Origin of the sequence: Nonomuraea sp. NPDC048892, from assembly GCF_040649735.1 — a bacterium.
GTDB classification, from domain to species: Bacteria; Actinomycetota; Actinomycetes; order Streptosporangiales; family Streptosporangiaceae; genus Nonomuraea; species Nonomuraea maheshkhaliensis.
Map to the genome: position 1 here is coordinate 328,533 of NZ_JBEZFZ010000005.1, position 13,816 is coordinate 342,348.

15 protein-coding genes are annotated in these 13,816 nt (G+C 69.6%); 11 read left to right on the forward strand and 4 right to left on the reverse strand.

Annotation, left to right across the window (positions count from 1 at the left end; all coding sequences use genetic code 11):
- Positions 1-114 precede the first annotated feature (114 nt).
- From AB0C28_RS18830 to AB0C28_RS18840, 3 genes are all read left to right on the forward strand, one after another.
- Positions 115-657, forward strand: coding sequence for a hypothetical protein (locus AB0C28_RS18830; RefSeq protein ID WP_357847604.1), 543 nt, complete (start codon positions 115-117; stop codon positions 655-657).
- A gap of 86 nt (positions 658-743) precedes the next feature.
- Positions 744-1,637 (forward strand): hypothetical protein, encoded by an 894-nt coding sequence (locus AB0C28_RS18835; protein WP_358075978.1) that lies wholly within the window; start codon positions 744-746, stop codon positions 1,635-1,637.
- Between the two features lie 135 nt (positions 1,638-1,772).
- A complete protein-coding gene (locus AB0C28_RS18840; RefSeq protein WP_357847600.1) occupies positions 1,773-2,003 on the forward strand; it encodes a hypothetical protein in 231 nt (76 codons plus the stop codon).
- Between the two features lie 61 nt (positions 2,004-2,064).
- Here the strand turns inward: AB0C28_RS18840 and AB0C28_RS18845 are convergent, their stop codons facing one another.
- Positions 2,065-2,523, reverse strand: a complete 459-nt coding sequence (locus AB0C28_RS18845; protein ID WP_357847598.1) for a MarR family transcriptional regulator — start codon at positions 2,521-2,523, stop codon at positions 2,065-2,067.
- Positions 2,524-2,625: 102 nt separating this feature from the next.
- On the opposite strand from AB0C28_RS18845, the gene AB0C28_RS18850 reads away from it, so the two are divergent.
- Positions 2,626-2,805, forward strand: coding sequence for a hypothetical protein (locus AB0C28_RS18850; RefSeq protein ID WP_346112505.1), 180 nt, complete (start codon positions 2,626-2,628; stop codon positions 2,803-2,805).
- Positions 2,806-2,826: 21 nt separating this feature from the next.
- On the opposite strand, the gene AB0C28_RS18855 is transcribed toward AB0C28_RS18850, so the two are convergent.
- The 3 genes from AB0C28_RS18855 to AB0C28_RS18865 form a co-directional block, all read right to left on the reverse strand.
- On the reverse strand, positions 2,827-3,750 hold the full coding sequence (locus AB0C28_RS18855; RefSeq protein ID WP_358075981.1) for a carbohydrate ABC transporter permease: 924 nt from the start codon (positions 3,748-3,750) through the stop codon (positions 2,827-2,829).
- The gene (locus tag AB0C28_RS18860) at positions 3,747-4,724 is read right to left on the reverse strand and encodes an ABC transporter permease subunit (protein WP_357847594.1); all 978 of its coding nucleotides are present in this window, start codon (positions 4,722-4,724) and stop codon (positions 3,747-3,749) included. The genes AB0C28_RS18855 and AB0C28_RS18860 overlap by 4 nt, the downstream gene beginning before the upstream one ends.
- A 107-nt stretch (positions 4,725-4,831) precedes the next feature.
- Positions 4,832-6,472, reverse strand: coding sequence for an extracellular solute-binding protein (locus AB0C28_RS18865; RefSeq protein ID WP_358075984.1), 1,641 nt, complete (start codon positions 6,470-6,472; stop codon positions 4,832-4,834).
- 172 nt (positions 6,473-6,644) lie between these two features.
- Between AB0C28_RS18865 and AB0C28_RS18870 the strand changes: the two genes are divergently transcribed.
- From AB0C28_RS18870 to gvpO, 7 genes are all read left to right on the forward strand, one after another.
- Complete coding sequence (locus AB0C28_RS18870) at positions 6,645-7,856, forward strand: ROK family transcriptional regulator (RefSeq protein ID WP_357847590.1); 1,212 nt, start codon at positions 6,645-6,647, stop codon at positions 7,854-7,856.
- A 98-nt stretch (positions 7,857-7,954) separates the two neighbouring features.
- On the forward strand, positions 7,955-10,723 hold the full coding sequence (locus AB0C28_RS18875) for a glycoside hydrolase family 3 C-terminal domain-containing protein (RefSeq protein ID WP_358075987.1): 2,769 nt from the start codon (positions 7,955-7,957) through the stop codon (positions 10,721-10,723).
- Positions 10,720-11,724 carry a LacI family DNA-binding transcriptional regulator gene (locus AB0C28_RS18880; RefSeq protein WP_357847586.1) on the forward strand — a complete coding sequence of 335 codons (1,005 nt, stop codon included), beginning with the start codon at positions 10,720-10,722 and terminating at the stop codon, positions 11,722-11,724. The genes AB0C28_RS18875 and AB0C28_RS18880 overlap by 4 nt, the downstream gene beginning before the upstream one ends.
- Positions 11,725-11,863: 139 nt before the next feature.
- On the forward strand, positions 11,864-12,319 hold the full coding sequence (gene gvpJ, locus AB0C28_RS18885; protein WP_358075990.1) for a gas vesicle protein GvpJ: 456 nt from the start codon (positions 11,864-11,866) through the stop codon (positions 12,317-12,319).
- A gap of 5 nt (positions 12,320-12,324) precedes the next feature.
- Entirely contained in the window at positions 12,325-13,128 is an 804-nt protein-coding gene (locus tag AB0C28_RS18890; protein ID WP_357847582.1) for a GvpL/GvpF family gas vesicle protein, read from the forward strand.
- Between the two features lie 12 nt (positions 13,129-13,140).
- Entirely contained in the window at positions 13,141-13,368 is a 228-nt protein-coding gene (locus tag AB0C28_RS18895; RefSeq protein WP_346112517.1) for a gas vesicle protein GvpG, read from the forward strand.
- Between the two features lie 4 nt (positions 13,369-13,372).
- On the forward strand, positions 13,373-13,816 hold the full coding sequence (gene gvpO / locus AB0C28_RS18900) for a gas vesicle protein GvpO (protein WP_358075993.1): 444 nt from the start codon (positions 13,373-13,375) through the stop codon (positions 13,814-13,816).

Genomic DNA, 13,816 nt, shown 5'->3' on the forward strand with positions numbered 1-13,816 from the left:
GCCGGTCCAGCGGGACGGCCGTAATTACGCATCGGATCGCCACGAATTACGCATCGAATCACTGGCCCTACGCATCGCCGCTCGCCGCTACGCGTTCGAATGGAGACCGTTCTGATGAAGTCACGCCTGCTGATCCCGCTGGCCTGCCTCCTGCTGCTGATCGCCGTGACCCCCGCGGCGGCCGCCGCACCCGCCAGAGAGCCCCTGACCCAGGCCGAAGCCATGCGCAGGCTTTTCTTCATGGTCGGCGCCTGGGCCGGGACCGGCTGGACGATCCTGCCCTCCGGCGCCCGCCAGGAGTTCCTGCAGACGGAGTGGATCCGCTACCAGGCGGGTGACCTGGTCATCTCGGTCGAGGGGCAAGGGCGCGACAAGGCCGACCCGGGGACGATCGTGGACAGCGCGCTCGCCGTGATCAACTACAACGACGTCACGGGGCAGTATCGCTGGGAGGCGTTCTCCCGCGGCTTCGTCACCACCGTCGAGCCGGTCGTCGGCGACCACCGGTTCGAGTGGAGCCTGCGGACGCCCTCCTTCACCACCCGCTACACGCTGACCTTCACCGACACGGCCTGGCACGAGATCGGCGAGACCTCGGTCGACGGCGGGCAGAGCTGGCGCCAGAACTTCCAGATGGACCTGCGCCGCCTCTACTGACTCCGCAAAGGGGCCATCTGCCTACCAAAGCGGAGAAAGATTCGACTCTGAGTAATCGGTCAGTCTCAATCGGTAATCTGTTCGGCATGTCGCCGACATTAGAACATGAGTACCTCATCGAACTCGTCCGTAACCGCCCGTCCCTGGTCACAACCCTGCTGGCCGAAGTGGGCGTCGCGGTGCCGGCCTTCGACCGGGCCCGGCTGGGCACCTGCGACTTCACCAACTGCCGGCCCACCGAATACCGGGCGGACTCCGTTGTCCTCCTGGATCGAGAGGGCAACCCGGTGCGAGCGGTGGTGCTGGAGGTCCAACGACAGTACGACAGAAGGAAAACCTGGTCCTGGCCCGTCTATCTGAGCACCCTACGGGCGATCGAGGAGTGCCCGGTGGTGCTTCTGGTCTTCTGTCAGGACGAGAAGACCGCGAAGGACTGCGCCGAGCCGATCGACATGGGGCATCCGGACTGGGTGCTGCGGCCGATCGTCGCGGGGCCCCGCGATATCCCTAGAGTCACCGACATCAAACAGGCCTGCGATGATGCTGAGCTCACCGCTCTGTCCACCATCATGTACGGCGACCCCGAGACCCCGGAGGGCATCGAGGTCCTCCGGACCTTCGTCGAGGCCGCGGCTCTGCGGCCGAAGGGTCAGCCGAGTTATGCTCAACTCGTATTCGCGCTGCTACCCAAGTTCAACCTCGCTCAGTTCGGCAAGGAGATCGGCATGGAAGTGACCGTCGAAGACGCCATGGTCCACCCGCTCATCCGCGAGTGTGTCGAATATGGCGAGGCGAAGGGCGAAGCGAGGGGCGAGGCGAAGGGTGAGGCCAAGGCTGTCCTCATGATCCTGGACGGGCGGAACATCCAGGCCCCGTTCGAAGCGCGGCGTCGGATCCTCGCCTGCACGGACCAGGAAGCTCTGAAGACCTGGATCAATAGGGCGCTCGTCGTCACCAGCGTCGACGAACTGTTCGACTGACCCCCGCAGCCACAGGACCGGCATGGTTCTCGCCGTGCCGGCCCTGTGCGCCACGCTGTCGTCGGCCGAGGTGAGGGTCACGGTGAGGAACTGTGGCCCAAGTTCAACCTCGCTCAGTTCGGCAAGGAGATCAGCATGAATGTGACCATCGAAGACGCCATGGTCCACCCCTTCGTCCGCGAGTGTGTCGAATATGGCCAGGTGAGGGGTGAGCTCAAGGCTGTCCTCATGATCCTGGACACACGGAATATTCAGGTCTCGTCCGAAGCGCGGTGTCGGATCCTCGCCTGCAGGGACCTGGAAACTGTGAATACCTGGATCGACAGGTCGATCGTCGCCACCAGTGTCGACGAGCTGTTCGACTGACCCGCAGTCGCAGGGCCGGCATGGTTCTCGCCGTGCCGGCCCTGTGCGTTACACCGTCGCTTCACTGGTCGTCGGGGGTGTGGGCCGCCTTGATCAGGCGGGTCAGTGCGGTGTGCAAATCCTGGAGTTCGTCGAGGTCCATGCCGAGGCGGGCCACGACCGCCGGCGGGATCTGCTCGGCCCGAGTCCGCAGCTCGCGGCCGGCCGGAGTTAGGGTCACGACGAGGGAGCGCTCGTCGTGGCTGTTGCGCTCGCGGTTGACGTAGCCGAGCGCCTGGAGGCGCTTGAGCAGCGGGGACATGGTGCCGGGGTCGAGCTGGAGCAGCTCGCCGAGCTCCTTGACCGAGAGCGGCTCGTGCTGCCAGAGCGCGAGCATGGCCAGGTACTGCGGGTGGGTCAAGCCCATGGGCTGCAGGAGCGGCCGGTAGAGCGCGATCACGCTGCGCGAGGCGATGCTGAGGGCGAAGCACACCTGCCGGTCCAGCGCGAGGAGATCTGTAGTCTCCGTCACAGGCTCCATGCGACGACACCTCCGGGAGCATCTGGTAAATTACTTTGCGTACTAACTAATAGTCCACAAACAGTATGGACGCAAACCTTCGGTCCGGAAGGGACGTCACCGGTGTTTCACCGCAAGTCGATCGAGGAGCGCATCGCCGAGCGCCAGGCCAAGCTGCCTCCGCTGAAGGAGGGCAAGCACTTCGAGCACGGCCCGGCCAAGTTCGTGTTCGTGTCGTTGCTGGTGATCGTGGCGATCGTCCACTTCGGCGGCCTGGCACTGGTGATGCACTTCTACTCCTGAGCCGCGTGCCCGGCGCGGAGTTCAGCCCTTGACGGCGCCCACGATCACGCCCTTGGTGAAGTGGCGCTGCACGAACGGATAGATGATCAGGGCCGGGATGACCGCGATCACCACGATGGCCATCTTGATCGCCAGGGTTGGCGGGGCGTCGCCCGTCACGCCGGCCGTGGCCGCGGGCAGCGGGTTGGAGTCGACCACGTACTGCCGCAGGATCAGGGCGAGCGGCCACTTCCTGGTGTCGTCCATGTAGAGCATCGCGTTGAACCAGGCGTTCCAGTACCCGACCGCGTAGAACATCGCCACCACGGCCGTCACCGCCTTCGACATGGGCAGCACGATCCGGAACAGGATGCGGAACTCCCCGGCGCCGTCGATGCGCGCGCTGTCCAGGATCTCCCCGGGGATGCCCATGAAGAACGAGCGCAGCACCACCACGTTGAACGCCGACACGGCCGTCGGCAGGATCAGCGACCAGTAGCTGTCCTTCAGCCCCAGCCCGCTCACCATCAGGTACACGGGGATGATGCCGGGGATGAAGACGAACATCAGCAGCACGCTGAACAGCAGCGGCCGGTGCAGGAACGAGCCGGGGCGCGACAGCGAGTACGCCCCCAGGACGCTCACCCCGGCGCTGACCAGCGTCCCCGCGACGGTCACGCCGGTGCTGACCATGACCGCGCGGCTGACCACCGTGTCGGAGAAGATCTGCCGGTACGCCTCGAACGTGATCCCGTCGGGCACCAGCACGAGCCCGCCCGCCCTGGTCACCGTGGCGGTGGAGCTCAGGCTCGTCAGGACGATCGTGTAGAGCGGGCCCAGCACGGCCACGACGATGATGGTCAGCAGCGTGCCCTTGCCCACCTGGCCGACCGGCGACGGCCGCTCCTCCCAGGGCGCGAGCCCGGCCGGTCTGCGGGTGCGGGGCCTGCTCGTCAGTGCGGTCATGACTTCGAATACACCCCTCGCTCGCCGAACGCGTGCGCCACCCGGTTGGCCGCCACGATGAGCAGTAGCCCCACCAGGCCCTTGAACAGCCCGGCCGCGGCCCCGTACCCGAGGTCGCCGGTCCGGATCCCCGACCAGTACACGAACGTGTCGAACACCTCGGACGCCTCGCTGCCCACGGCGCTGCGCTGGAGCATGAACTGCTCGAAGCCGACGTTCAGCGCGTCGCCCAGCCGCAGGATCAGCAGCAGCACGATCACCGGGCGCAGGCCGGGCAGCGTGATGTGCCACATGCGGCGCCAGCGGCGGGCCCCGTCCACGGCGGCGGCCTCGTACAGGTTGGGGTCGATGGTGCTGAGTGCGGCCAGGAAGATGATCGCGCCCCAGCCGGCGTCCTTCCAGATGGTCTGGGAGGTGATCAGCAGGATGAACGTGTCGGAGTTGGTCATCCAGTCCACGGCCTCGCGGCCGTTCTCCCGCAGGATCTGCGCCAGTAGGCCCGCGCCGCCGAACATCTGCTGGAAGATGGCCACGACCAGCACCCAGGAGAAGAAGAACGGCAGGTAGACCACGCCCTGCACGAACGCCCGCAGCTTCGCCGAGGCGAGGCTGTTGAGCAGCAGCGCCAGCATGATCGGCAGGGGGAAGTAGAAGACGAGCTGGAATGCGGTGATCGACAGGGTGTTGGTGATCGCGCGCAGGAACTGCGGATCCTCGAAGAGCAGCGCGAAGTTCGTGAAGCCGATGACCGGGCTGCCGAGGATGCCGCCGGTGTACGGGTTGTAGTCCTGGAAGGCGATCACGTTGCCGAGCGCGGGGACCCACCAGAAGGCGAGCACCACGAGCAGCATCGGCAGGTTCATCACCAGCAGCGGCCAGTCCCTGCGCAGCTTGACCCGCCACGAGGGCCGGGGCGGCGGGGGAGCGGGGCGCGTGCCGCTTCGGGCGGGCCGCCGGGTCGTCACCGTGCCCATGGCGGCGCTGTCCTGGAGACGTCCTGTGGCGTCGTGATGTGCGAGACGTCCTGTGGCGTCGTGATGTGCGAGACGTTCTGCGGCGTCGTCGTGTGCGTCACGAGGGCTCACAGCCGCCCGTTGTCGCGGGCGACCTTCATGTAGAACTCGCGCGCCTCGTTCCCGCCGCCGTCCTGCCACTCCTTGACGATCTTCGGCCACTCGGAGACGGGCCGCTTGCCGCGGAAGATCTCCTGCATCTTGTCCTCGGTCGGGACCGTCAGCCCGGCCATCTTGGACGGACGTTCCACCCGGATGCCCACGAACGGGTCGTTCTCCAGGATCGCCGCCGCCTTGGTCGACCAGTCCCACAGGCCCTGGACCAGGCCCTCGTACTGGCTCATCGCGTTGGCGTTGGGGCGGCCCGCCAGGAACAGGTACGTGGGGGCGACCTCCTTGCGCCCGAGCGCGGTCTGCTTCACCTTGCCGTCCTCGACCGTGTAGTGCTTGCCCTCGACGCCGTTGGTGACCAGCTCGTACTCCTGGGTGCCGAACGGGCCCGACGCCCAGTTCGACAGGGCGAGCAGTTCGCGGGTGCGGGCGTCGCCGAGTCCCTTCTTGATGAAGACGAACATGCTGGCGGGCTCGTTGCGCCACATGATCGGCTTGCCGCCCGCGTGCGCCGGGTACGGGTCCACGATCATCTGCTTGAAGTCGGGGTTGTCCGCGCCGAAGCGGCCCATGTTCTCGTGCCAGGAGCCGAGGCCGTCGCGGTAGATGACCATCTCGCCGTTGCCGAAGATGGCCTTGTTGTCGGCGTCCTTGTTGGCGACGACGTCCGGATGGATGTAGCCGGCCTCGAAGAGCTTGGTCAGGAACTCGATGCTGGCGGCCCACTCGGCGGTCTCGTACTTGTACTCGAGGGTGCCGTCGCTCTTCTTGCGCCACTCGCGCGGCGCGCCGAAGGCCCGCTGGAGCTCGTTGTCCATGCCGCCGCCGTACGCCCACCGCTTCTTCTTGGCGTCGGTGATCTCCTTTCCCAGCGTGACCAGGTCGTCCGCGCTCTTGGGGTGCTCCAGGCCGAGCTCGCGCATGATGTCCTCGCGGACGAACGTGGCGAAGGGGAACGGGTCGTTCTGCCACGGGATGCCCTGGAGCACGCCGCCGAAGACGCCGTACTGCCAGGCGGCGGTGTCGTAGTTGGCCAGCAGCGGGAACTCCTTGGCCTTGTCCCCGGCCAGGTAGGGGGACAGGTCGGCGAAGAGCTTGTTGGCGGCCTCGGTGAAGTGGCCGATCTTGATCAGCTCCCACTCGGGGATCATCACCATCTCCGGCACGTCGCCGCTGGCCAGGACGGTGCTGAGCTTCTGCCCGTAGGTGTTGCCGTCGGAGATGTTGAAGCGGACGGTGCCGCCGAGCCGCTCGTTGACGGTGTCGTAGTAGGAGTTGTCGCCCAGGCCCGGCGGCACCGTGCCCCACAGCGGCGTCATCGCGGTCACCTCCTTGCCGCTGGTGAGCGGCTTGGTGGTGACGGCCTGCACCATCTGGGCGGGGCGCGACAGGAAGCCGGGCTGGACGAACTCGCTGCCCGGCAGGTCCGGCTTGAGCCCGGGGATCTCGAACGGCGTCCTGGTGGGCACCAGGCTCTTGAGCTTGTCGGCCGCCACGGCGGTGCCCTTCGACACTTGCTTCTTCTCGGCGCAGCCCGCCACGAGGACGCTCGCGCCGACCAGGCCGAGAAAGCCCCGGCGGGTTGTTGAGTTCTGCATGGCTCGTCCCCTGTCCCTGTCGGGATGGCCGCTCTAAATTAGTTGGTATTCCGACCAAACAAATTAGTAGACTGGAACCGCACCCACAAGTGAGCGCGATGGTCACAGGTTGGTGAAGGGAGCCGGCGATGCGGCATGCTGGGGTCACCTCCTGGCGGGAACGGGGCTGATATTGATCACTTCTACGACCGGGCCTCAGCCGGCCGACTTCGCCGACGTACGGGCCACCAACCTCGCGGTCGTGCTGCGTTTCGTCCGCGAGCACGCGCCCTGCTCGCGCGCCGACATCGCGGCCTCCACGGGGCTGAACAAGGCGACGGTGTCCAGCCTGGTCGCGGACCTCATCGATCGCCGGCTCGTGCGCGAGACCGGGCTGACGGAGAACCGCGTGGGCCGGCCGGCCACGATGCTCGTCCTCGACGGCTCGCCCTACGCGGCCATCGGCGTCGAGATCAACGTCGACACCGTGTCGGCCGTGGCCGTCGACCTGGCCGGCGAGCGGCTGCTGACCTGGCGGCGCTCGTTCTCGGCCGGCGACTCGGTCAACCAGGGCGTGGCGGCCGTCGGGGCGGTCATCAGGCGCGTGGTCGGGCGCATGGCCAAGGAGGAGCGCCAGGTGCTCGGCCTGGCCGTGGCCGTTCCCGGGCTGGTCGACGTGCAGGGCACCGTACGCATCGCGCCCAATCTCGGCTGGCGCGACGCCGACCTCGGCGGCGACCTGGCCAAGGCGCTGCGCGACCCCGGCTTCCCCATCCAGGTCGACAACGACGCCAACTTCGCGGCCCTGGCCGAGCAGCGCTTCGGCGCCCATGCCGGCGCCTCCGACCTGGTCTACCTCACCGGCGAGATCGGCGTCGGCGCGGGCGTCATCCTCGACGGGCGGCTGCGCAAGGGCGGGCGCGGCTTCAGCGGCGAGATCGGCCACGTCCAGCTCGACCCCGACGGCCCCCGCTGCCACTGTGGCCGGCGCGGCTGCCTGGAGGCCATGGCCGGGATCGCCGCCGTGCTGCGCAAGGACGTGTCGCCGGCCGAGACCCAGGTCGAGATCGAGGAGGTCGTGCGCCTGGCCCGCACGGGCGACGCCGGCACCCTGGCATCGCTCGGCTCCGTGGGCCGCGACCTGGGCAAGGGCGTGTCCCTGCTGGCCAACCTGCTCAACCCCGAGGTGGTGATCCTCGGCGGCTACTACGTGCCGCTGGCGCCGTGGCTGCTGCCCGCCGTGCACGACGAGCTGGCCGGCCGGGTCGTCGCCGAGGAGGCCGGCGGATGCCAGGTCGTGGCCTCGACGCTGGGGCACGACGCGGCGGCGCTCGGGGGCGCGGCTAGGGTGCTCGACTCCGTCGATTCGGGAAGATTGCCCGGAGGATTGTCGCGAATCCCTTGACCTTGGTCACGGGGGCGTGCACCCTTCAGTCAACCCACCGAAATGCCCGCGTAACTTCCCCAGGCCGGTCGTCGAAGCGCTTCGACACTCTCAGAGGGATGATCATGCAACAACCCCCCTTCCGTGACCCGGCGGTACCCCTTCACGACCGCATCGACGACGTGCTGCGCAGGCTGACCCTTGAGGAGAAGGTGGGCCTGCTGCACCAGTACCAGGCGCCGGTGGAGCGGCTGGGCATCGGCGCGTTCCGCACGGGCACCGAGGCGCTGCACGGCCTGGCCTGGCTGGGCCCCGCCACCGTGTTCCCGCAGGCCGTCGGCCTGGCCTCCACCTGGGACCGCGACCTGGTGCGCCGGGTCGGGGAGGCGACGGGGGACGAGGTGCTCGCCTTCCACCACAAGGACCCCGCGGGCGCGGGGCTCAACGTGTGGGCGCCCGTGGTCAACCCGCTGCGCGACCCTCGGTGGGGGCGGAACGAGGAGGGCTACTCCGAGGATCCGTGGCTGACCTCCGTCATGGCGAGCGCCTACGCCCGCGGACTATCTGGGAGCGCTCCCGGAACCCTCAAGACAGCCCCCACGCTCAAGCACTTCCTCGGCTACAACAACGAGACCGACCGGTGCACGACCTCCAGCAACCTGCCGCCTCGGGTGCTGCACGAGTACGAGCTGCCCGCCTTCCGCGCCCCCATCGAGGAGGGCGTGGCGGTGGCCGTGATGCCGTCGTACAACCTGGTCAACGGGCGGCCCGCGCACCTCAGCCCGCTGATCGGGCAGGCGCTGCGGGCCTGGGCGCCGGACGACCTGCTGGTGGTCAGCGACGCGTACGCGCCGGGCAACCTCACCGCGCCGCAGGGCTACCACGACACGCTGCCCGAGGCGTACGCGCACGCGGTCAAGGCCGGGATCGACAGCTTCACCCAGGACGACGACCGCGCCGAGGCCACGCTCGGCCACCTGCGCGCGGCCCTGACCCAGGGGCTGCTGGCCGAGGCGGACGTCGAGGCCGCCGTCCGGCACGCGCTGTCGATCCGGTTCCGGCTGGGCGAGTTCGACCCGGCGACGCCGTACGACGACGTCAACGACAACGTGGTCAACTGCCCCGAGCACCAGGCGCTGGCCAGGGAGGCGGCGCGGCGCTCGTTCGTGCTGCTGGCGAACGACGGGCTGCTGCCGCTGCGCGACGTGACCAGGGTCGCCGTGATCGGCCAGCTCGGCGACGCGCTCATGGAGGACTGGTACAGCGGCACCCTGCCCTACGCCGTCACCGCCCGCGCCGGGCTGGCCGAGCGGTGCGAGACGGTGTTCTGCGAGGCCGTGGACCGGGTGACGCTCACCGCCGAGTCCGGCCCCGTCGCGGCCGACCCGGCCGGCGGGCCGCTCGGCGTGGGCGCGCGGGCCGGGCTGTTCGACCTGTTCGACTGGGGCGGCGGCGCGTACGCGCTGCGCTCGGTCACCACCGGCAGGTTCGTCTCCGTGGACGGCGTGACGCTGGTCAACGACCAGCCGGGCCCGAACGGATGGGAGGTGCGCCAGACGTTCCGGATGGAGGAGCGCCCGCGCGGCACGCTCGCCCTACGCCACATCTCGACCGGCTGCTACGTCGGCGCCGCCGACGACGGCGTGCTGTGCCTGGTGGACGACGCCGACCAGGCCGTCTGGCTGGCCATGGACGTGGTCAGGAGCGGCACGGAAGAGGCCGCCAGGCTGGCCGGCGCCGCGGACGTGGCGATCGTGGTCGCCGGCGATCATCCGCTGGTCAACGGGCGCGAGACCGAGGACCGCATGACGCTGGCCCTGGCGCCCGCCCAGGACGCCGTGGTGCGGGCCGTGCGCGCGGCGAACCCGCGTACGGTGCTGGTCCTCACCAGCGGCTACCCGCTCACCTGGACCGCCCGCGACCTGCCCGCCGTGCTGTGGTCGGCGCACGGCGGCCAGGAGTACGGCCACGCCCTGGCCGAGGTGCTGTTCGGCGACGCCGACCCGGAGGGCCGCCTGACCCAGACCTGGTACCGCTCGGAGCGGGAGCTGCCCGACCTGCTCGACTACGACATCATCGCCTCCGACGCCACCTACCAGTACTTCCGCGGCGTCCCCCTGCACCCCTTCGGCCACGGCCTGAGCTACACCACCTTCGACTACGCGGGCCTGCGCGTCCGCCTGGCGGACGGCGTGCTGGAGGCCGAGGCCACGGTGACGAACACGGGCACGCGCCCCGGCGTCGAGGTCGTGCAGTTCTACACCCACCAGCAGCGCTCCCGGGTCAAGCAGCCGCTGCGCCGCCTGCGCGGGTTCGAGAAGGTGCGCCTGGAGCCGGGCGAGAGTCGTACGGTGACGCTCCGGCTGCCCGTCGCCGAGCTGGCCTTCTGGGACGTCACCAGGAGCAGGTTCGTCGTCGAGAGCGCGCCGCATCAGCTCATGGTCGGCCGCAGCGCCACCGACCTGCGTCTGAGCGCCCGCTTCGAGGTCGAGGGCGAGACCGTCCCGCCGCAGCGGGGGCCGCTGCGGGCGTCCTGCCACGACGAGTACGACGCGATCACCTTCGTGGACGAGACCAGGGTGGACGGCGACGCCGTGAGCTCCGACGCGGAGGGCGCCTGGATCCTGTTCCGGCAGGTGGACCTGACCGGCAGGACGCGCTGCGTGGCGCGGGCGGGCAGCACCGAGGGCGGCGTGATCACCCTGCGCCGCGGCGACCCCCTCTACGGGCCGACGCTGGCCACGTTCCCGGTGCCCAGAACCTCCCGATACGGCTACCACTCCGTCGAGACCTGGCTCGAAGACGCCGGCGGAGTGCAGGATCTCTACGTGGTCTTCGAGAACGAGGGCGTGACGCTGGCCGGGATCGACTTCGGAGCCGGGGCTTGAGCGGCCGCACGGTGACGATCGCGCAGGTCGCCAAGCACGCGGGGGTGGCCGTCAGCACGGTCTCGTACGTGCTCAGCGGCAAGCGGACGATCTCGGCCGACACCAGGCGGCGGGTGCTCGACAGCATCAGCGCGCTCGGCTACCACCCCAACGCCGGCGCCCGCGCGCTGGCCAGCAAGCGCTCCAACGTGATCGCGCTGGTGCTGCCGCTGCGCGCGGGCATGCACGTGCCCGTATTGATGCGGTTCGCCAGCGCCGTCGTGACGGCCGCGCGCCGGTTCGACCACGACGTGCTGCTGCTGACCGCCGACGAGGGCCCGGAGGGCATCCGGCGGGTGGCGGCCAGCGCGCTGGTGGACGCGCTGGTGCTCATGGACGTGGAGCTGGACGACCGCCGGGTGCCGCTGCTGCGCGAGCTGGCCGAGCCGAGCGTGCTCATCGGCTTCCCTGCCGAGCCCGCCGGGCTCACCTGCGTGGACCTCGACTTCGCCGCGGCGGGGGCGCGCTGCGTGGAACACCTGGCCGAGCGCGGGCACGAGGAGATCGCGCTGCTCGGGGCGCCGTCGGTGGTCTACGACCGGGGCACCGGCTTCGCCACCCGCACGCGCGAGGGCTTCGCGCGAGCGCTGCACGCCCACGGGCTCAAGGGCGTGACGCTGCCCTGCGAGGAGACGTTCGACGAGGTGTACGAGACCGTCCGCGACCTGCTCCTCGACCGTCCCGGCCTGTCCGGGCTGGTCGTGCACAACGAGGCGGCGGTCAGCCACGTGCTGGCGGCGCTGCGCCAGCTCGACCGGCGGGTGCCGCACGACGTGGCCGTGGTGGCGATCTGCCCCGACGACGTCGCCGAGCGGGCCGGGCCGCCGCTCACGTCGGTGCTGATCCCGGCGGAGGAGGTGGGCAGGGAGGCGGTCCGCCTGGTCATGGACAAGCTGGAGGGGCGTGCGGTCCCCGAGTCGACGCTCCTGACGCCGCTGCTCGCCGTACGCGCCAGCACCTGAGGTTTCTGCGGCAAACACCCCCTCGTCTCAAAAGTACGGAAGGTACTCGTCCGTACACGAGGCGTACGTCAAATCTGCCTGGTTTGTGATTCCCTGTCGTATTTCGCGGGCAGGCTGGCGGTGGCGAGGGGGAAACCATATGAGTACGTCTGTGCAACCGGCGTCAGCCGGCGCGGGGGGCGGCGGCGGGCCGTCGGGCCTCGCCGACGTGATCGACACGATCCTCGACAAGGGTCTCGTGATCGACGCCTACGTCAGGGTGTCGCTCGTCGGCATCGAGATCCTGACCATCGACGCCCGCATCGTCGTGGCCAGCGTCGACACCTACCTGCGCTTCGCCGAGGCCGCGAACCGGCTCGACCTGACCAAGAGCGAGAAGGGCCTGCCCGACGTCATCGCGGGCGCCAAGGGCGTGCCGGCCAAGGACGAGGCCAAGGAGATGATCCAGGGCGTCGTGGAGAACGCCGGCGAGCTCACCGGCGAGCAGCGCGATCCCGCGGCCGAGGCGGCGGAGTCCGAGACCGAGGTCGAGGTGGACCGCGCGCACCAGGGCCCGCCGAAGAGGAAGTTCCGGCCCAAGCGAGAGGAAGGCTGAGCGCCATGGGACGTCCGACGAAGGTCTCCGGAGCCTCCGCGCCCGACCAGGCCGCCACCCAGAGCCCGACTCTCGGCTCGTACGTGTACGGCGTCGTCCGCGCGAACACGAAACTGCCCTCCGACCAGCGCGGACTCGGCGACCCCGCGGGCGAGGTCAGGCTGATCGAGCACGGCGAGATCGCGGCCCTGGTCAGCGACGTCGACGTGACCGAGCCGCTCGGCCGGCCCGACGACTTCTACGCCCACGAAGGGCTGCTCGACGCGCTGGCCGCCAAGGGCCCCGTGCTCCCGTTCCGCTTCGGCGCCGTCCTGGCCAGCGCCGAGGCCGTCGAGGAGGAGCTGCTCGGGCCGCACCACGACGACTTCCTCTCCGCGTTGAACGAGGTCGAGGGGCACGCCGAGTACGTCGTCAAGGGCCGCTACGACGAGGTCGCCGTGCTGACCGAGATCCTCGCCGAGAGCCCGGAGGCGCAGGCGCTGCGCGAGGCCATCCGCGGCAAGCCGGAGGACGCGACCAGGAACGAGCGGATCAGGCTCGGCGAGATCATCAACGCCTCGATCGAGGCCAAGCGCGAGATGGACACCAACCTGCTCGCCGACGCCCTGACCGGCCTGTTCACCCAGGCCGTCATGCGCGACCCGTCGCACGAGCAGGACGCCGTGCATCTGGCCCTGCTGAGCAGGACCGACGAGCAGGAACGGCTGGAGCGGGCGCTGCGGGACTTCGGCCAGCGCTGGGAGGGCCGGGTCACCCTGCGGCTGCTCGGCCCGATGGCGCCGTACGACTTCGTCGTCGCGCAGGCGTGAAGGGCATGACCGATGGGCCTGATAAGCGGCATCTTCACCTGGCCGCTGACGCTGCCGGTCCGGGGGCTGATCCGGCTCGCGGAGATGATCCAGGAGCAGGTCGAACGCGAGACGCGCAACCCCGCGACCGTGCGAAGGAAGCTGGAGGAGATCGAGGCGATGCGCGCCGCCGGCGAGATCTCCGAGGAGGAGGAGCGCCGGGCCGTCGAGCAGGTGCTGCGAATGGCGACCCGGAGGTGAAGCGATGACGATCAGGCGTCCCGCCGCGGAGCAGCCGCGCGTACGCCGCCGGTTCCGTACGGACGCCCCGTCCCGGTCCCGCGACGAGGCGTCCGAGCGGCCACGGGAGCAGCGATCCGAGCAGCCGTCCGAACGATCGCCGGCAGCGAAACCGGAACCGGCACCTGAGCGGGCCGGGGGTGAGCTGACCGCCGTGACGGCCGGTGGCGTCGGTCTGCGCCACATCGCCGAGCTGACCACGAAAGGCGTCGAGGGCGTCACCTCGGTCGCGCCGTCCGACGGCGGCTGGGTGGTCGAGGTCGAGGTGGTCGAGGACCGCAGGATCCCCTCCTCGGGCGACATCCTCGCCCTCTACCAGGTGCAGATCGACAAGGAGGGCAGCCTGTTGTCCTATCGCAGGATCCGGAGATACAAGCGGGCCAACGCCGAGTACAGCGAGGCGTACTGA